The sequence below is a fragment of the Nocardioides luteus genome (assembly GCF_014648595.1).
In the GTDB taxonomy this organism is placed as follows: domain Bacteria; phylum Actinomycetota; class Actinomycetes; order Propionibacteriales; family Nocardioidaceae; genus Nocardioides; species Nocardioides luteus.
On sequence record NZ_BMRK01000002.1, the window covers coordinates 58217 to 77230 of the forward strand.

Annotated in this window: 16 protein-coding genes; 4 read left to right on the top strand and 12 right to left on the bottom strand. The window is 70.4% G+C overall.

The window, feature by feature from the left end:
- Positions 1–21: 21 nt before the first annotated feature.
- On the bottom strand, positions 22–621 hold the full coding sequence (locus tag IEY81_RS02755; RefSeq protein ID WP_189116925.1) for a TetR/AcrR family transcriptional regulator: 600 nt from the start codon (positions 619–621) through the stop codon (positions 22–24).
- A gap of 114 nt (positions 622–735) precedes the next feature.
- Between IEY81_RS02755 and IEY81_RS02760 the strand changes: the two genes are divergently transcribed.
- Complete coding sequence (locus IEY81_RS02760; protein ID WP_189116926.1) at positions 736–1095, top strand: VOC family protein; 360 nt, start codon at positions 736–738, stop codon at positions 1093–1095.
- Between the two features lie 117 nt (positions 1096–1212).
- Here IEY81_RS02760 and IEY81_RS02765 read toward each other — a convergent pair whose 3' ends face one another.
- The 4 genes from IEY81_RS02765 to IEY81_RS02780 are packed head-to-tail and all read right to left on the bottom strand — an operon-like array spanning position 1213 to position 5297.
- The gene (locus IEY81_RS02765; RefSeq protein WP_189116927.1) at positions 1213–3882 is read right to left on the bottom strand and encodes an FtsX-like permease family protein; all 2670 of its coding nucleotides are present in this window, start codon (positions 3880–3882) and stop codon (positions 1213–1215) included.
- Positions 3879–4601 (bottom strand): ABC transporter ATP-binding protein, encoded by a 723-nt coding sequence (locus IEY81_RS02770; RefSeq protein WP_189116928.1) that lies wholly within the window; start codon positions 4599–4601, stop codon positions 3879–3881. Before IEY81_RS02770 ends, IEY81_RS02765 begins: the two co-directional genes overlap by 4 nt.
- Positions 4594–4743 carry a hypothetical protein gene (locus IEY81_RS02775; protein WP_189116929.1) on the bottom strand — a complete coding sequence of 50 codons (150 nt, stop codon included), beginning with the start codon at positions 4741–4743 and terminating at the stop codon, positions 4594–4596. Before IEY81_RS02775 ends, IEY81_RS02770 begins: the two co-directional genes overlap by 8 nt.
- Positions 4740–5297: a PadR family transcriptional regulator gene (locus tag IEY81_RS02780; protein ID WP_189116930.1), complete on the bottom strand. Its 558-nt coding sequence runs from the start codon at positions 5295–5297 to the stop codon at positions 4740–4742. Before IEY81_RS02780 ends, IEY81_RS02775 begins: the two co-directional genes overlap by 4 nt.
- Positions 5298–5459: 162 nt before the next feature.
- Here IEY81_RS02780 and IEY81_RS02785 point away from each other — a divergent pair, with 162 nt between their 5' ends.
- On the top strand, positions 5460–8264 hold the full coding sequence (locus tag IEY81_RS02785) for a M4 family metallopeptidase (protein ID WP_189116931.1): 2805 nt from the start codon (positions 5460–5462) through the stop codon (positions 8262–8264).
- A 34-nt stretch (positions 8265–8298) separates the two neighbouring features.
- On the opposite strand, the gene IEY81_RS02790 is transcribed toward IEY81_RS02785, so the two are convergent.
- From IEY81_RS02790 to IEY81_RS02810, 5 genes are all read right to left on the bottom strand, one after another.
- Complete coding sequence (locus IEY81_RS02790; protein ID WP_189116932.1) at positions 8299–8811, bottom strand: hypothetical protein; 513 nt, start codon at positions 8809–8811, stop codon at positions 8299–8301.
- Positions 8812–8899: 88 nt separating this feature from the next.
- Positions 8900–10297, bottom strand: a complete 1398-nt coding sequence (locus tag IEY81_RS02795) for a DUF4232 domain-containing protein (protein WP_189116933.1) — start codon at positions 10295–10297, stop codon at positions 8900–8902.
- A gap of 139 nt (positions 10298–10436) precedes the next feature.
- Positions 10437–12611 carry a 3-hydroxyacyl-CoA dehydrogenase NAD-binding domain-containing protein gene (locus tag IEY81_RS02800; RefSeq protein WP_189116934.1) on the bottom strand — a complete coding sequence of 725 codons (2175 nt, stop codon included), beginning with the start codon at positions 12609–12611 and terminating at the stop codon, positions 10437–10439.
- An 18-nt stretch (positions 12612–12629) separates the two neighbouring features.
- Positions 12630–13841, bottom strand: a complete 1212-nt coding sequence (locus IEY81_RS02805; protein ID WP_189116935.1) for an acetyl-CoA C-acetyltransferase — start codon at positions 13839–13841, stop codon at positions 12630–12632.
- Positions 13842–13909: 68 nt separating this feature from the next.
- Positions 13910–14503 (bottom strand): MerR family transcriptional regulator, encoded by a 594-nt coding sequence (locus IEY81_RS02810; RefSeq protein ID WP_189116936.1) that lies wholly within the window; start codon positions 14501–14503, stop codon positions 13910–13912.
- 121 nt (positions 14504–14624) lie between these two features.
- Between IEY81_RS02810 and IEY81_RS02815 the strand changes: the two genes are divergently transcribed.
- On the top strand, positions 14625–15773 hold the full coding sequence (locus IEY81_RS02815) for an acyl-CoA dehydrogenase family protein (RefSeq protein ID WP_189116937.1): 1149 nt from the start codon (positions 14625–14627) through the stop codon (positions 15771–15773).
- Positions 15774–15914: 141 nt separating this feature from the next.
- Here the strand turns inward: IEY81_RS02815 and proC are convergent, their stop codons facing one another.
- Positions 15915–16703, bottom strand: coding sequence for a pyrroline-5-carboxylate reductase (gene proC / locus IEY81_RS02820; protein WP_189116938.1), 789 nt, complete (start codon positions 16701–16703; stop codon positions 15915–15917).
- 116 nt (positions 16704–16819) lie between these two features.
- Between proC and IEY81_RS02825 the strand changes: the two genes are divergently transcribed.
- A complete protein-coding gene (locus IEY81_RS02825) occupies positions 16820–18436 on the top strand; it encodes an amidohydrolase family protein (RefSeq protein ID WP_189116939.1) in 1617 nt (538 codons plus the stop codon).
- Between the two features lie 106 nt (positions 18437–18542).
- On the opposite strand, the gene IEY81_RS02830 is transcribed toward IEY81_RS02825, so the two are convergent.
- Positions 18543–18947 (bottom strand): DoxX family protein, encoded by a 405-nt coding sequence (locus IEY81_RS02830; protein WP_189116940.1) that lies wholly within the window; start codon positions 18945–18947, stop codon positions 18543–18545.
- Positions 18948–19014: the final 67 nt, after the last annotated feature.

A 19014-nucleotide genomic window follows, 5' to 3' on the forward strand; every position in this document is an offset into this window, starting at 1 on the left:
CGTTCGCTCGCTTGCGCTCTCTCATTGCAGCTCTCTTTCCATGACCTCGGCCCAGTGATCGAGGATCCGTTCGCGACGGGCGGCGTCGTCGGTGATCGTGTCCGCCAGAGCCAGTCCACGGACGAGGTCGAGGGTGGCCTGCACGAGCTCGCGCACGCCCGGCCTGCTCTCGTCCACACCCAGCAGGTCGACCGTGGCTCGGTGGAGCTCGCGTCCGACCCGCTGCTCGAGCGGCCCCACCGCTGCGGCCAGCTGCTCGTCGGTGCGTGCAGCGACCCACAGCTCCAGGGCCGCGGCGAAGACCGGCGAGGTGACCTGCTCGGCGAGCATGCCGAGCACCGCCCGGGTCCGACGGTCACCCTCCGGCAGCGCCTGCGCGGCCTCCTTCAGGGCGGCACCGCGCGCCTCGGTGATGTGCTCGACCGCCGCCACGACCAGGTCGTTCTTGGCCGGGAAGTGGTGCAGCTGCGCACCGCGGGAGACCCCGGCGCGCTGGGAGACGAGCGTGGTCGAGGTGCCCGCGAAGCCACGCTCGGCCAGCAGCTCGACGGTGGCATCCAGGAGGCGGGCCCGCATGGCGCGGGTGCGCTCCTCCTGGGGTACGCGGGTGGCCTGGCTCATGACGCGAACTCTGCCGCCCCAGAAACAAACAGTCAACCCTGACTTTATTTTCCTGAGACGAAGTTTCCCCCAGCCGGAAGCCGAACGTCCGGAACCGCTCCTACCGTCGGAGACATGGCTATCGCACGCACACCGCACTGGGTCATCGACTGCCCTGACCCGGCAGCCCTGGCCGACTTCTACGCCCAGCTCCTCGGCTGGGAGACCAAGGTCGACGACGACGGCACCTGGGCCGAGGCCTGGGGCGAGGGCGGCGCCCTCAACTTCCAGGGGGTGGAGGACTACCGCGCCCCCAAGTGGCCGTCGCAGGAGATCCCCCAGCAGACCCACATCGACGTCGACGTCGACGACCTCGACGCCGCCGAGAAGGCCACCCTCGCCATCGGCGCGACCAAGCACGAGGTCCAGCCCGGCAAGACCTTCCGGGTCTTCCTCGACCCGGCCGGCCACCCCTTCTGTCTCTGCCAGGCCTGACCCGAGGCGTCACCGGCGCAGGCCGAGACGTCACGTACGCGAATCGAGTGGGCAGCAAACTGCCCACTCGATTCGCGGGGGTGACGTCTCGGCCGACGGTGTCGACGCCTCGGCGGGCTACTCGACGCGGGCGACCATGGGGAGCCGGCTGCGGGTGGTGACCGCCACGATCAGCGCGATCAGCAGCGGCAGCCCGACGACCACGATGCCGATGATGCCCCACGGGATCTCGAGGTAGTGGGGGTCGACGTCCGTACGCTGCGGCCAGCCCTCCGTGGTGATCGGGTAGCTGATCGCGATGCCCGGCACGAAGCCGACCAGCGCGCCCGGGACCGCCCCGAGCACTGCCACCACCAGGGCGTACGCAGCAGCGACCGCCCGCCGCGTACGCGTCCTGGCGCCGACCGCCGACAGGGTCGCCAGGTCGGGGCGGGCGTCGTTGAGCGCGAGATGCGTCGCGGTCAGCGCCCCACCGATCATCAGCACCGCCCCCAGGGTGACCAGGAGCAGCCAGGCGATCAGAGTCGCGTCGGGCTGCTCGTAGCCGCGCTCCACCTGCATCGTCGTGGAGAACTGCCCGGCCGCCAGCGCCTCGTCGAGGTCGGTCTGCGCCTCGGCACTGATGTCGGCGTCCTCCACGTAGAGGCCCCGGATCTGCGGCTCGACACCGAGCTTCTCGACCACGGCCGGCGTCACCACTGCGTGCGCAGGCGCCACCCGGTCGCTGATCTCGATGTAGCTCGCGGGCACGTCGACGGTGACGACGTCGCGGTCCTCTTCGGACTCCTCGGAGAACTCCCGGACGATCAGGTGCACGGACTTCGTCGAGACCAGGTCGGCGTCGGAGGTGAACACCACCGCACCCGAAGAGCGCAGGGTCTCCTCGGCGACCGCCACCTCACGCTCGGACAGGGCTCGGGACGCCGACGGCGGCAGGCTGCCGTCGGGGTCGGCGACGATCAGGTCGCCGAACTCGCCGAGCGCCGTGTCGAGGGGGACCTCCTCGCCGTCATCGGTCTCGACGCCGAGATAGCGGTTCTCCTCCACGATGGACGCGCCGGTCGTGGGTGTGGCCGTCGATCCGGGGATCGCCTTCTCGACCTGGGCCGCGACGTTCTGCCACCTGGTGGCGAGCTGATCGGGATCGGTGTCGCCCCAGTCGCTGTGACGCTGGTGGACGACGCCGTCGCCGATCCGGAAGGACTGCAGATAGCTGGCCTGGTTCTGCGCCTCGTCGCTGGTGAACGCGATCCCGAGCGTGACCACGCCGACGACCGTCACCGCGATCGCACCGGCCGCAGGAACGGTCCGGGTGCGGTGCCGGTCGGCGTCGCGGGTAGCGAACCGGATCGCCAGCGGCAGCCCGGCGCTCAGCCGGGCGGCCAGCGACACCAGGGCCGGGAGGATGAACAGCAGCCCGGCGACACAGAGCAGGACGCCGAGAGCGATCGGGATCCCGTTGAACGCGTTCTGCGAGCCGAAGGCCGCCGACGCGATCCCGGTGACGATCAGCAGGAGGCCGATGACCGGCGAGCGGCGCGAGGGCAGGCTCTCCGAGCGTCGCCCGGCCAGCACGCCCACGACGTTCTGGCGGGACGCGATCCAGGCCGGCACGACCGCCGCACAGATCGCTGCCGCGAAGCCGATGACGGCGACCAGCAGGACCTGCAGCCACGGCACCTCGAACGGGCCGAACCAGTCCGATACCTGCCGCTGGGCGAGCGGCTGGAGCAGCTTCGCCAGCACGACGCCGAGGACGGCGCCGATGACGGCGGCCACGGCACCGATCACGATCGCCATGCCGAGCAGCACCCGCCGCGATTGCCGAGCCGTCCCTCCCGAGGCCGCGATCAGCGCGAGGTCGCGAGCCTGTCGCCTAGCCGCGACCGCGAAGGCCGGGCCGGCCAGCAGGACCACCTCGAGGACCACCATGACCACGATGAGGACGACGATCACCAGCTCGGAGGCCTGCGGGGCGCTCGAGGGCGGACGGATGTCCTTGTCGTTCGCGAGTGCCTCCGCGGACGGGTGCTGGACCACCGAGCGCGAGAGCACGAAGGCACCCTCGGCGTTGAGGTCCACGATGTCGGGCCAGGTCACCGGCCCTCCACCGACGAGCCACGTCGAGCCCTCGTCGGGGTAGTCGGTCGGCAGCGCCGGGCCGGCCACGAACGGGTCGTCGCGGACGGTCGTCGACTCGACGATCCCGACGACCTCGAGGACCTCGTCGGTCTCACCCCGGGGGATCAGCAGCTCCTCGCCGATCCCCGGCCCGCGCAGGGCGAGCGCGGAGTTCACCACGACCTCGTCGTCGCCCTTCGGGAGACGCCCGTCGGTCAGCCGGGCCAGCCCGGCGGCCAGCGGGTCGCTCAGGTCGGTCTGCAGGCCGCGGACCCAGGAGACGCCCTTGTCGGTGCGTACGTCGAAGGTGCGGTCGGTCATGGAGAGCATCGGCCGGTCGCCGATGATCGAGCGCACCCCGGCCGCGTCGAGCAGGTCGCCCTCGGGGTCGTCGATCCACTCGGAGGCGTTGTCCGGGTCGATCCCCTGCCGCACCGCCCCGCCGCTCTGGACGTCGACGATGGCCGCGGCCTCGGTGCCGATCCGGCGGTCGAGTCCCTCGGCGGTGTCGAGATCGTAGGTCTGGTAGGTCACCGCGACCGTGGTCACTCCCGCGACCGGCAGCGCGATCATCAAGATGACCAGGAGGCTGCGCCACTTCGCCCGCCGGGCCTCGCGCTGCCCGAGACGGAGCGCGAGCCGCCAGCCGGCGAGACGGCCACTCATGCCTCGACCTCTTCCGCGAGAGCGGCGTCAGGCGTCTCGCCGGCCTCGTCGACGACGAGTCCGTCGCGCACGTAGATCACCCGGTCGGCCCAGCTGGCGTAGCGCGGCTCGTGGGTGACGAGCACCCCGGCCGCGCCGGCGTCGCAGCGCGCGCGGATCAGCCTGAGGATGTCCTCCCCGGTCTCGGTGTCGAGGGCGCCGGTCGGCTCGTCGGCCAGGATCAGGCGGCGGTCGCCGACGATCGCGCGGGCGATCGCGATCCGCTGCCGCTGGCCGCCGGACATCTCGTCGGGGAACCGGTCGGCGAAGCCGTCCAGACCGACCTCGTCCAGGGCGGCCCGCGCGGCCTTCTGCGCGGCGCGACGGCCGGCTCCGTCGAGCTCCAGCGGGAGCGCGACGTTCTCCGCCGCGGTCAGCGCGGGGATCAGGTTGAAGTCCTGGAAGACATAGCCGACCGAGGTGCGCCGCAGCTTGGCGCGCCCGCTGATCCCGGCCTCGTCGAGATCCTGACCGGCGACCTCGACGGACCCCGAGGTCGGCGAGTCGAGGCCGCCGGCGATGGTCAGCAGCGACGACTTGCCGGAGCCGCTCGGCCCCATGATGGCGACCAGCTCACCGGCGTACGCAGCGAGGCTGACGCCACGCAGGGCGTGCACCTCGGCGGCGCCGGTGCCGTGGACGCGGCTCACGTCGGTGAGCCGGAGGACGGGTTCACTCATCAGAGGACTCCTTGGTCGTGGTGGTGCCCGGCTTGGCGGGCGTGGCGTGGGTGCGGCGGCTGAGCCGCTCGCGGGCGTCGGCGAGCCACCGGTTCTGGTCGTGGCTCAGACGCCTCAGGTCGTGGGCGAGGGCGGCGTTCATCGCGACTCCCCCTCGGGCTGCACGGGCTCCGGCGCGGTGCTCGACGCGGCCGCGCGGCGGAGCCGCGACTCACAGTGGTCGAGCCAACGGATCTCCGCCTCGGCCGCGAAGACGAGCCGATCGAGAACCAGCCCTCCGGGCAGATCGTCGCCGGCGCCGGAGCGCGCCTGACGGCGATATCCCTGGAGAGCCTGCATCGTCGCGTTGCGCTGCTGCTGGACGACCTTGCCGACGTCCACGCTCGGCACCGCGACCGCCACCGCGAGCTTGATGGCGAGCTCGTCGCGCTGCGGCTGCGTACGCTCCACGGGGGTGTCGAACCACCCCTTGACCTCGGCCTGCCCGGCCTCGGTCAGCTGATAGAGGGACCGTCCCTCCGCGTCGGTCCCTCCGGCCTCGACGAGTCCGTCGCGCTCGAGTCGCGACAGGGTCGTGTAGACCTGCCCGACGTTCAGCGGCCAGCTCGCTCCGGTGCGCTGCTCGAACTCGGCGCGCAGCTCGTAGCCGTAGCGCGGCTTCTCCAGCAGCGCCAGCAGTGCGTGTTTCACGGACACTCGATCACCTCCCTTGATTACTTACTGAGTATGTATATACCGAGTATGTACACCCTCGCAAGCCGCCACTCACACCGAACTTGCGACTCATCCCGCTCTGACGTGGGAGAATCCATCCGCCGGGCCGGGTCGGCACCCATCAGCCTGAACAAGGGACAAGCAGTGACACGTCACGCTCGTGTCGTCGCGATCGCCGCGGCGTCACTGATCCTCGGCGCGCTGAGCGTCGTCCCGGCGACCTCTCACGCCGCCGAGCCCGACCCCGTCGCCACCTACGAGGACCGCGTCGGCGTGCCGCTGACCATCCACCGCACCCCCGACGGTGATGCCGACTTCATCGCCGCCGAGGACGACGCCGCCCAACCGTTGGGTGCCTCCGTCGCGACGGACAGGGCCGCTCACACCCATCTCGACCGGGCCGGCGAAGCCCTCGGCACCGACGACCTCGACCTCCGCGAGCAGGAGACGTCCTCGGCGGTGGGTGGCGGGTCGGTGACCCGCTTCGAGCAGTACGTCGACGGCCTGCCGGTCCTCGGCGGCGAGGTCGTGGTCGGGCTCGACGAGGAGCGCGGACTGACCTCCGCGGCCACCAGCCTCTCCGACGCCACCTCGGCGGAGGACGCGAGCATCAGCCGGACCCGGGCCGCAGCCGCGGCGAAGGCGGTCGTCGTCAAGGCCCATCAGGACGCCTCGGTCGACGCCGCCGATCTCGACGTCGAGGACCAGGGCGTCTGGCTCTACGACGACCAGCTCGTCCGCGGCCCGCAGGTCGGCACCGCCAGCGTCCGGCGGCTCTCGGTCACCGACGGCGCCGCGATCCGCGAGACCGTCCTGGTCGACGCGACCACCGGCCGCGTACTCCTCCGGGTCGACGAGATCGCCCACGCCGACCGCCGGATCTGCGACTGGAACAACACCAAGGCATCGGGAACCCAGGAGTGTGGCGCCACGAGCGGCAAGGTCGTCCGCCGCGAGGGTGATCCGCCCAGCGGCCTCGATGAGGCCGACGCCGCGTACGACATCATCGGCGCAACCTCGGAGATGTACGACGAGCTCGGCGTCGACCTCACCGAGCTGCTCGGCTGGACCTCGGGCGGCGAGAAGGCGATCACGGCCAACATGCGCTACTGCGACCCGGACGTCACCTGCAGCGCGGCCTCCCCCTACGCCAACGCCTACTGGAACGGCCAGGAGTTCTTCGCCGGCGGCCGGATGGGCAGCGACGACGTGATCGCCCACGAGCTCACCCACGGGGTCGTGGAGCGCAGCTCCGACCTCTTCTACTGGTTCGAGTCCGGCGCGATCAACGAGTCGATGGCCGACGTCATGGGCGAGATCCTCGACCACCGCTACGCGACCGCCGGCGACCGGCCGAACGACTGGCGCATCGGCGAGGACACCCGCCTCGGCGCGCTGCGAGACCTGGCCGACCCCACCCGCCACGGCCAGCCCGACCGGATGACGAGCCCGCTGTGGGAGGCCGATGAGAACAGCCTCTACGCCGACAACGGCGGCGTCCACACCAACAGCGGGGTCGGCAACAAGGCTGCGTACCTGATCTCCCAGGGCGGCTCCTTCAACGGTCGCACCCTCACCGGCATCGACGGTGACGACCCGACGCTGCAGAAGACCGCGACGCTCTACCTCCACGCGATCCAGCACCTCGTCTCCGGCAGCCAGTACGCCGACCTCAGCCGCACGCTCGCCAGCAGCTGCACCACGCTCGCGATTACCGGCACCGCCGGGTTCACGACCGCGGACTGCGCTCAGGTCCGGCTCGCCACCGAGGCGGCCGAGATGGCCACGTCGCCCACCAAGGCCGGCGCCTCCCGCCCCGCCGACGCGCCGAGCACCTGCCCGGCGGGAAGCGTGGACAAGGCAGCGATGACCACGCCGGCGCTCAGCGGCGGGAGCCTGTGGACCAAGGCACCGTCGGCCAACATCCCGGCCAACGACCGCGATGGCAACGGCTCCGACTTCGGCTGGAACCCCGATCCCAGCCTCGGCGAGCCGTCCTCCAGCGGCCTGACGACCCGCGCGTTCACGGTCCCGCCCGGGAAGAGGACCTACGTCCGCTTCTCCCACTGGTATCTGTTCGAGTGGGAACCGGCGGGTGCCGGCGTCCCGGCGCGGTACTACGACGGTGGCGAGGTGCGGCTGGTCATCGACGGGAAGGCGACCGCGATCCCGGCCTCGGCCTGGGTCAACGGCCCCAAGCAGAAGCTCCGGCTCGACGATCCGGCAAAACCGCTGACCGGCTTCGGTGGTGACTCCAACGGCTGGACCGCGTCCCGGGTGGACCTCTCCGCCTTCGCCGGGAAGACCGTCCAGTTCCAGTGGGTGGTGCGCGGCGACGCGTACGGGTCGTTCTACGGCTGGTTCGTCGACGAGCTGGAGCTCTACAGCTGCACCCCGAGAACCATCGCCGGCACGGCGGCACCGAAGATCACCGGCACCAAGCGCGTGGGCCACACCCTGACCGCGTCGAAGGGCTCGTGGAGCCCGGCCGCAACCTCGGTGCGCTACCAGTGGCTGCGCAACGGCACGGCGATCACGGGCGCCACCGGCTCGACCTACAAGCTGACCGGTGCCGACCACGCCCGGAGGATCCAGGTGCGGGTCACCGCCACCGTCTCCTCCTGGCCGGCCGCCACCCCCGGAGTCAGGACGAGCGCCGCGACCGGTGCGGTCAGCGCCGGCACCCTGACCTCGGCGGCACCGAAGATCACCGGCACCCGCAAGGTCGGCCGGCTGCTCACCGCGACCAGGGGCACCTGGAAACCGTCCGGCATCGCCTTCTCCTACCAGTGGCTGCGCAACGGCAAGGTCATCAAGGGGGCCACCGGCAAGACGTACCGACTCGTGAAGGCGGACCGTGGCGACCGGATCCGGGTGCGGGTGACCGGCCGCAAGGCCGGCTACCAGACCAAGGTGCGCACCTCGGTCGCGACCGGCGCGATCCGCTGACTCCTGCCGGTCGCCCGGTCAGGAGGCAGTCCGGTCAGAAGCTCTCGTGGTCCGGGCGGCCGGGGTGGAGCAGCAGGTCGACCTCGTCGATCACGACGTCGGCCACGACACCCCGGACGAGGCCGTCGACCCGGACCCCCACGAGGGCCGACCGCAGACCGGCCTGGTCGTCGGTGAGCCACTCCGCCGGGCGGGCGCGGACCGCTTCGGCGATCCGGCGCTCCAGCGCCGAGTAGAGGACGGCGTGCGGGTCGACGTACGCGTCACCGATCCGCGGCGGGTCGATCTCGACCGCGGCGGTGGCCAGGACGCGTACGTCCTGCTCGTCGAGGGTCCGGGAACGGACGACGACGGCGACCTCGAGCTGTCCCGTCGGCCACTCCAGGACCTCGTGGAAGCCCGGGACCGCCACGGTCGTCGAGCCGGACGCGGTGCGCAGGATCCGCCGGTGCCTGGTCACCACCAGGCACTCTTCCCGGCCGGCCCGTCGGATCAGCGAGGCCACCACGAGGGCGGCCGCGATCGCCGCGATCATCAGAATGGTCATCGTCTCCCCCATGCTTCGAGTCTTCTCGATCCGGGTCCGGATCCCCATGGGGTCTGCCACCCATCCTCGCCCGTGAGCGGCGGGTACGTCAGCGCACAGCGCTCTGGGCCCAGGGACTGATCCGCACCTCGGCGCCGTCGAGGACGTCGAGATCGGTCGGCTGGCTGGGACCGCCCACCGGGATCGTGACCGGCTCGGCGCCCGGCACGGCGATCACCCGGAGATCGGTCGTGACACCGGGATCGTCGGCCGTCGACATCGCCCGCCAGTCGATCAGCGCCGTCACCGACTCACCGACCGGGACGACGAGGCGCTCGGGGACCATCGAGGGCTGGTAGGGGTCGACCGTCACATCGGCCTGCGGAACGCCCTCGGCGTCGAGGAACTCGACCGTCGGCACCGCCTCGACCACGCACGGCCGGTCGCCGAGGTTCACGGCGTGGAGCGAGGCCTGCCGTGATCCCAGCGCTGCGTCCTGGCTGCCGAAGGTGACCTCGAGGAAGCGCGGGCCGCAGGGCAGGGCAGCGGGGTCGTCGGGCCAGGGCCTGGCGTCGCCGAACGGCGGCATCGTCGTCCGGGGCGGCATCTTCCCGCCGACCCAGCCCGCCACCTCGCCGCCGCGGGTCCCCTCGACGGTGAACTCCAGCGGCTGCGCTTCTCCTCCGGGGTAGCGGTCATAGGCGGCGACCCACTGCCTGACCTCCTCGATCGCGTCGTCCCCTTCGGCGGCGTCGACCAGGACGACCAGCGGCGAGTCGGACGCGAGCTGAGCGGAGGTCACCTGCGGTCGCTGGGACACGTCGAGGGTCAGCCTCGCCGCAGCGGGATCGGGGATCCCGTGCGTGCGATACCAGGCATCACCGGCCTTGACGTCCACCGGACGCTCCTGGTCGCGGGCTGCGGTGATGACGGCGATCAGCCGGCCCTCCGGGGCCCGCGCGTGCGCCTGGTCCGAGATGCCGACCGGCGGTGACGACAGGGGCAGCGTCACCTCGCTCGCCCCCGCATCACGCAGCGCGACGGCGTCGCCGAGCCCATCGCCCACCGCTTCGGCCGTGCCCAGCCCGCTCCCGCTGGCCCGGATGTCGACCGAGTCCGTCGTGAACAACGCGCTCGTCCGCTCGCCGGCCTCCGGCGCCAGGCGAGCGATCTCCGGGGCCAGCACGTCGACCACCTTCCCGGCCCCGGCCGCCTCGGCCATGGTCAGGTCGTCCTCGAGCGTCACCTCGACCTCGACCGCGTGCTCCCAGCGGTCCGCCTCGCCGAAGTCCTCCCCCGGGATGCGTCGCGACCGCTCGATGGCCACCACGTCGCGTACGCCGGGGACGGAGCGCCACTCGTCGGAGAGCTCGAGCGTCGTCCGGTCGTCCTTCGGCTCGCGCCGGTCCTTCAGCAGCACGACCCCTGCCGCGACCACCAGCACGGCCACCGCGACCGCGATCCCCACCAGCAGCCTGCGCCTGGACGTGTTGCCCGACCCTGCCACGTACGTCCTCCTCGACCGCTGCGGAAGGCAAAGAGTCGCACAGGCCTACGGGCTCGGCCCCCGGAATGGAGAACCGGCACGGTTCCTTCACAGGATCCGTGCCGGTTCACCACATGTGCAGCGGGTCAGGCGTGACTCATCAGGCCGGGAAACCCTCGCCCTTCGCGGCGAGGTCGCGGAGGTACTGCGTCGGGCGGAACCGCTCGCCGTAGGTGTCGGCGAGCTCGTCGGCACGCGTCAGGAACGCGTCGATGCCGATCGAGCCGTCAGCGGCCTCGTAGCCCGTGATGAACTGGGCCGCGCCACCGGTCTGCGGCGGGAAGCCGATGCCGAAGATCGAGCCGATGTTGGCGTGGGCCGCCGAGGTGACGACGCCCTCCTCGAAGCACTTGGCCGTCTCGAGAGCCTCCGCGAAGAGCATGCGGTCGCGGATGTCCTCGATCGCCGGCTGCTTCTCGGCCACCGGGAAGAGGTCGGCGAGACCGGCCCAGATCGAGCCGCGCTTGCCGTCGGTGTAGTCGTAGAAACCGGCGCCGCGGAGCTTGCCCGGACGCCCGGCCTCGAGCATCTTCGTCACCACGGCCTCACCCGGGTGCGGCGTGTAGGTGCCGCCCTCGGCCTCGGTCGCCTCGCGGGTGGCGAGGGCGATCTTGCCCATGAGCTCCATGTTGAGCTCGTCGGAGAGCTGCAGCACCGGGGACGGGTAGCCGGCCTGGGTGGTGGCCCGCTCGACGGAGTAGGGCGCCACACCCTCGGCGACCATCGCCAGACCCTCGTTGACCATGGTGCCGATGACGCGCGAGGTGTAGAAGCCACGCGAGTCGTTGGCGATCATCGGGGTCTTCCGGATGGCGAGGGTGACGTCGTACGCCTCGGCCAGCGTCTTGTCGGACGTCTCCGCACCCTTGATGATCTCGACCAGCGGCATCTTGTCGACGGGCGAGAAGAAGTGCAGGCCGATGAAGCGCGAGGCGTCACCGTCGATGCCCTTGGCCAGCTCGGTGATCGGCAGCGTCGAGGTGTTGGAGCAGAGCAGCGCACCCTCGGCGAGGTGCGGGATGACCTCGTTGAAGACCTTCTGCTTGAGCTCGACGTTCTCGAAGACCGCCTCGATGACCATGTCGGCGCCGGCCGCGTCGGCGGCGTCGATCGTCGGCTTGATGCGGGCGAGGAGCTCGTCCGACTTCTCGGTGGTGAGCTTGCCGCGCGAGATGGCCTTCTCGTTGATGGTCGCCGAGTAGGCCTTGCCCTTCTCGGCGGCCTCGATCGTGACGTCCTTGAGGACGACCTCGACGCCGGCGCGCGCCAGGACGTAGGCGATGCCCGCGCCCATCATGCCCGCGCCCAGGACGACGGCCTTCTTGGACTGGAACTTCTCGATCCCGGCCGGACGCTCCTTGCCGGCGTTGATCGAGCCCAGGTCGAAGAAGAACGCCTGGATCATGTTCTTCGACTGCTGGCCGGTGACCAGCGAGACGAAGTAGCGCGACTCGATCCGGGTGGCGGTGTCGAAGTCGACCATCGCACCCTCGACCGCGGCCGAGAGGATCGCCTTCGGCGCGCGCATGTCCGACTGCTTCAGCTGCTTGCGCAGGATGGGCGGGAACGCGGGCAGGAAGCCCGCCAGCGCCGGCGAGGTCGGCTCGCCGCCGGGCATCTTGTAGCCGGGCTTGTCCCACGGCTGCGCGATCTCGTCGGGGTTGGCCTTGATCCACGCCTTCGCGGCGGGCACGAGCTCGTCGGGGGAGGAGACGAGCTCGTCGATCAGACCCTTCTCCAGGGCCGCGGCCGGCTTGAACTTGGTGCCCTGGCCGAGGACGTCCATCAGCCCGGTCATGACACCCAGGAGGCGTACGACGCGGGTGACGCCGCCACCGCCGGGCAGCAGGCCGAGGGAGACCTCGGGAAGGCCGATGTCGTAGCGGGCGTCCAGCGCGATGCGGTGCTGGGTCGCCAGCGCGATCTCCAGGCCCCCACCGAGGGCGGCACCGTTGATCGCTGCGACGACCGGCTTCGGGAAGGTCTCCAGCTTGCGGAGGGTCGCCTTGATCGACTCGACCTCCTCGAAGACCTGGGCGCCGTTCTCCGGGCGCACCTGGATCATGTTCTTGAGGTCACCGCCGGCGAAGAAGGTCTTCTTCGCGGAGGCGATCACGACGCCGGTGATGTCGTCCTGCTCGGCGTAGAGCCGCTCCACGGCCTCCGCCATCGAGCTCTTGTAGAGCTCGTTCATGGTGTTGGCCGACTGGTTCGGGTCGTCCAGGGTCAGCGTGACGATGCCGTCGGCATCCTTGTCGTACTTGACTGCGCTCATTGCTCTTCAGATTCCCTTTCAGACCAGCTCGACGATCGTCGCGATACCCATGCCGCCACCGACGCACAGCGTGGCGAGGCCGCGCTGCTTGCCCTGACGCTCGAGCTCGTCGACCAGGGTGCCGAGGATGATGGCACCGGTCGCGCCCAGCGGGTGGCCCATGGCGATCGCGCCACCGTTGACGTTGGTGATCGACTCGTCGATGCCCATGTCCTTCATGAAGCGCATGGCGACCGCGGCGAAGGCCTCGTTGATCTCGAACAGGTCGATGTCGTCGACGGTGAGACCGGCCTTGGCCAGCGCCTTGCGCGAGGCCGGCGCCGGGCCGGTGAGCATGATCGTCGGATCGGCGCCGGAGACGGCGGCCGAGACGATGCGGGCGCGCGGGGTGAGGCCGTTGGCCTTGCCGGCCTCCTCGGAGCCGATCAGCATCAGCGCGGAGCCGTCCACGATGCCGGAGGAGTTGCCGGCGTGGTGGACGTGGTCGATCTTCTCGACCCAGTGGTACTTGGCCAGCGCGACGTCGTCGAAGCCGGCCTCCTCGCCCTGCTGGGCGAAGGACGGCTTGAGGCCGGCCAGCGTCTCGGCGGTGGTGCCGGGGCGGATCAGCTCGTCGTGGTCGAGCACGGTCAGGCCGGTCTGGTCGACGACCGGGATGACGGCGTCCTTGAAGTAGCCGTTCTCCCACGCGGCGGCCGCCCGGGCGTGGGACTGCGCGGCGTAACGGTCGACGTCCGCGCGGCTGAAGCCCTCGATGGTCGCGATCAGGTCGGCGCCGATGCCCTGCGGGACGAAGCCGGTCTTGAGCGCGGTGTCGGGGTCCTGCGCCCAGGCGCCGCCGTCGCTGCCCATCGGAGCCTTGCTCATCGACTCCACGCCGCCGGCGAGGATGAGGTCCTCGAAGCCGCCGCGTACGCGGGAGGCGGCCTGGTTGACGGCCTCGAGGCCGGAGGCGCAGAAGCGGTTGAGCTGCACACCGGCGGTGGTCTCGGGGAGACCGGCCTTGATGGCGGCGGTCTTGGCGATGTCACCGCCCTGCTCACCGACAGGGGTGACGACGCCGAGGACGACGTCGTCGATCAGCGCGGGGTCGAGGTTGGGGTTGCGCTTGCGCGCCTCGTCGATCAGGCCGACCACCAGGTCGATCGGCTTGACCTCGTGGAGCGCTCCGGTCTTCTTACCCTTCCCGCGCGGCGTGCGCAGGTGGTCATAGATGAATGCTTCAGCCATGCGCCGATTGTGACACTAAAACTGTCACAGTCAACCCCCTTCGCCGTCTCGGTCGTCCGAGAACCGGCTCAGGAGAGGTTGTTGGAGATGGTGCGGTTCACCGCGTCCTGGAAGCTCACCACGATCGCCTCGGTGGTCAGCTGACGCAGCCGCGGGAGCACCTCCTCGAGGTGCTCGGCCTCCTCGGCGCTGTGATGGGTGCGCCGGAACGGGTCGACCACCTGGTCGCGGAGGATGACGTTGAGCTCGGCGGCGAGGTCGGCCATGTGGCGTGAGGTCGCTGCGTACGCCGCGGCCAGGGCGTCGCGCGGCAGCCCGAGCGCGATCAGCTCGCGCCCGATCCTGGCCTGGATGTCCTCGGTCGGCTCGGTGGCCCAGGAGGTGATCATCGCCCGCTGCATCGCGAGGTCCTCGCGGGTGATGTCGTCGGGGAGCCGGCCGAGGTAGCGCTCGATGGCCTGCAGGGTGAAGCCGTGCTCCTGCAGCGCGGTGACCAGGTCCAGCCGCGCGCGATGCTCCGGGCCGTAGTAGGCGACCCGGCCACGACGGATCGGCGCCGGGATCAGCCCCAGGCTCGCGTAGTAGCGCGTCGTCCGCACCGACAACCCCGTGGCGGTCGACAGCTCATCGATCGTCATCAGTTCCTCGGTCGTCTCGGTCATGTCACGGACCGTAGACCAAACTGTTGCGACTTCGCCAGTGTTACTGTCACAGTTGCGTCGTCGGTGGCCCGCGTCACAGCCGTGAGGCACCATGACCATCGACTGTCTACGAAGGAGTGTCATGCCCGAGAAGCCCACCATCTACGAAGCTGAGCACGAGGACTTCCGTGCCACGGCCAAGGCCTTCTTCGAGAAGGAGGTCGTGCCCTTCCACGATCAGTGGGAGAAGGACGGCATCGTCCCCCGCGAGCTGTGGAAGAAGGCCGGCGACACCGGGCTGCTCTGCTTCGACGTCGAGGAGGAGTACGGCGGCCCCGGCATCAAGGACTTCCGGTTCAACTCGGTGCTCCACGAGGAGATGGCGAAGATCGGCGCCAGCGGCCCCGGCTTCTTCGTCCACACCGACATCATCGTCCCCTACATCTCCCACCTCGGCACCCCCGAGCAGAAGGCGCGCTGGCTGCCGGGCTGCGTCTCGGGCGACATCATCACCGCCGTCGCGATGACCGAGCCGGGCGCGGGCTCCGACCTCCAGGGCGTACGCACCACCGCGGTCGACAAGGGCGACCACTACCTCCTCAACGGCTCGAAGACGTTCATCTCCAACGGCATCAACGCCGACCTGGTGATCGTCGTCGCCAAGACCAACCCCGAGGCGGGCGCCCACGGCATCTCGCTGCTCGTCGTCGAGCGCGGCATGGAGGGCTTCGAGCGCGGCCGCAACCTCGACAAGGTCGGCATGAAGGCCCAGGACACCGCCGAGCTCTCCTTCACCGACGTCGTCGTGCCGAAGGAGAACCTGCTGGGCGAGGAGGGCTCCGGCTTCGTCTCGCTGATGACGCTGCTCCCGCAGGAGCGCATCTCCGTCGCCTCGATCGCGGTCGCCGCGGTCGAGCAGGTCCTCGAGCTGTCGTTGGACTACGCCCGCACGCGCGAAGCCTTCGGCCGCCCGATCGGCCGCTTCCAGAACACCGCGTTCACGCTCGCCGAGATGGCCACCGAGGCCTACCTCGCCCGCCTGTTCCTCAACGACGCCATCACCCAGCTCAACGCCGGCACCGCCGACACGGTGCTCGCCTCGATGGCGAAGTGGTGGACCACCGAGCTGCAGAAGAAGTTCGTCGACCAGGGCGTCCAGATCCACGGCGGCTACGGCTACATGATGGAATACCCGATCGCCAAGGCGTTCATCGACAGCCGCATCCAGACCATCTACGGAGGCACCACCGAGGTGCAGAAGCTGATCATCAGCCGCCACCTGGGCCTGTAGCCCTCACCCGCGGTCGAGCACGTCGAGACCGACACAGTCCCCCGTCCCGCTCGACGGAGCTGTGTTGGTCTCGACACGCCTCCGCCCAGCGGCTCCGGCGGCTCGACCAGCGGTGGCGGCTCCGGCGGCTCAACCGACGGATCAAGACAGTTCTTGGCTGCGTACGTAAGCCGCGCGGGTGGCCTCGAGGAAGGCCGCCCGCAGGCCGTTCCTCTCCAGCGCGCCCAGGGCGGCCGCGGTCGTGCCGCCGGGTGAGGTGACCTGCTCGCGCAGGAGGGCGGGATGGGTGCCGCTGCGGAGGAGCTCGGCGGAGCCGGTCAGGGTCTCGATGACCAGGGTGGTCGCGTCGTCCCTGGTCAGACCGAGGTGGACGCCCGCCTCGATCCAGGCCTCGGCGATCATGAAGACGTACGCCGGGCCGGAGCCGCTGATCGCGGTGACCGCGTCGATCTGCGACTCGGGGACGGTGATCACGGTGCCGACCGCGTTCATCAGGTCGGCGGCGGTCTCGACGGCCTCCGGGGTCGCGTTGGCCCCGCCGGCGACCGCGGACATCCCTGCGCCGACGAGCGCCGGGGTGTTGGGCATGACCCGGACGACCGAGACACCGTCCGGCACGGCCGGCTCCATCGCCGAGGTCGGGACGCCGGCGGCGAGCGAGACCACCGTGGTGCCCTCGCGCAGCGACGACGCGATCGACTCGAGCACCGGCACAACGCCGTAGGGCTTGACGCCCAGCACGACCACGTCGGACTGGGCCACCGCCTCCTCGGCCGAGAGCGTGCGGATCCCATGCTTGTCGCGGAGCGCGGCGGCCTGCTCCTCCCGCGCCTCGACGACGATGACGCTCTGCGGGTCCCGGCCCGCCTCGAGCAGCCCGGCCAGCACGGCCCCGCCCATGTTGCCTGCACCGATGATCGCGATGGTCATGCTCGCCAGTCTGTCAGAGCCGATGACCTGCAGGAATATGCCCCCGAGCGACCCAAGCAACTGCTAGGTTCCAATACCCACACTCGGACAATGCCGCTGGTCACCCGGGAGGCCGCATGCGCTTCAGACGTACGTCCCTGCTCGCTGTGGTCGCCCTCGCGGCGACCGTCGTGATGGTCTCTCCGCCGGCCTCGGCCGACCCCGAGCCACAGCTCCCGTCTCCGGAGTCGGAGATCAACGTGACCGGTGAGCCGTTCACCGGCACCACGCCCGACGGCTCTGTCCAGGGGGTGATCGACGCGCACAGCCACATGTTCATGCAGGACGGCATCGGTGGCGCCGCGGTCTGCGGCAAGGCCTGGTCGGACGACGGCATCGCCGAGGCGCTCAAGGACTGCCCGGCCCACGGCATCGCCGGCGAGACCGCCCTGCTGGAGAACCTCACCCGCACCGGCAGCCCGCTCGGCTTCCACGACACGACCGGCTGGCCGTCGTTCGCCGACTGGCCGGCGTACGACTCCTTGACCCACCAGCAGATGTACTACCGCTGGGTCGAGCGGTCCTGGCGGGCCGGGCAGCGGCTGCTGGTGGTGCAGCTGACCAGCAACAAGGCGCTGTGCGCGATCAACCCCGGCACCAACCAGTCCTGTGACGAGATGACCGCGGTGCGGAGGCAGTCGCGGGACGCGTACGACATGCAGGCGTTCATCGACGAGCAGCACGGCGGCGAGGGCCGCGGCTGGTACCGGATCGTCACCGACGCCGACCAGGCGCGCGAGGTCATCGAGGACGGCAAGCTCGCGGTCGTGCTCGGGATGGAGACCTCCGAGCCGTTCGGCTGCTCGCAGAAGCTGCGGCTGCCCTCCTGCACCCGCGCCAACATCGACGCCGGGCTCGACGAGCTGAAGTCGCTCGGCGTCTCCTCGATGTTCCTGTGTCACAAGTTCGACAACGCGCTGTGCGGGGTCCGCTACGACAAGGGCACCACCGGGCTGCTGATCAACGCCGGGCAGTTCCTCACCACCGGCACCTTCTGGACCCCGAGGGCCTGCGACCCCGACCAGCCCCACGACAACAACCCACGCCTGGTCGAGCGTCCCGCCGAGCTCGACTGGCTGCCGCAGCCGCCGATCTACCCCTCGGGCACGGTCTGCAACCCGCACGGCCTCTCCGCCCTGGGTGAGTACGCCCTGCGCGGCCTGATCGAGCGCGGGATGATGGTCGAGGTCGATCACATGAGCGCCAAGGCCGCCGGCCGCGCCCTCGACATCCTCGAGGAGGAGAACTACCCCGGCGCGATCGCCAGCCACTCCTGGATGGACGAGCGCTACCTCGACCGTCTCTACGGCCTCGGCGGCTTCTCCACGATCTACGGCCACGACACCGAGGAGTTCCTCGCCGAGTACGAGCGCACCGCTCCGGTCCGCGACCGCCACGACGCCGGCATCGGGTTCGGCTTCGACATGAACGGCTTCGGTGGCACCCCTGGTCCGGCGAAGACCCGGGTCACCTACCCGTTCCGCAGCTTCGACGGCGGCTCCCTGGTCGACCGCCAGGTCACCGGCCAGCGGATCTGGGACTACAACACCGACGGCGTCGCCCACTACGGCATGATCCCCGACTACCTCGAAGACCTCCGCCTCACCGGCGGCCAAGGCGTCATCGACGACCTCGCCCGCGGCACGGAGTCCTACCTGCGTACGTGGGAAGGGGCTCAGTCAGCAGCACGCTGACCCGGAGGCCTGCCGAGTCGGCGCATCTGCCCCCGTGCCTCGCGAAGCGAAGCGAGCGAGAGGGGGCTGATGCGCCGACTCGGCAGTCATGTCATGACGAGGCGTCTCAGTCGTTCTGCCGCGACCGTTGCAACCAACCCCCGCCGAACAGAGCCACCAGTATGAGCACAGGCTGGAAGAACAACCGCACCAGCCGCTTCGTGTCCGTGTCGAGCCCGAAGGCGTCGACGCCTTCCACGTACTGCCCGATGTTGCCAGGAAAGACCGCCACGAAGAACGCAGCGAGCAGCCCTCCGACGAGCCGCTTCTTGCCCGGCAGCGCGACGAACGCCGCTCCGAGCCCGATCTCGACCACGCCCGAGCCGAGCACCGTGAGGTCCTCGTCGATCGGAAACCACTCCGGCACCTGCGCCTGGAACTCCTGGCGCTGGGTGGTCAGGTGGCCCACGCCGGCGCCCACCATCGCCACGCCCAGCGTGATCCGCGCGATGGTTCGCGCAATCGATGTCATCGCACCACTGTACGGGGGTCGGACCCGCATCCAGGGATACCCGGTCGACCGGGTATCCCTGGACTTG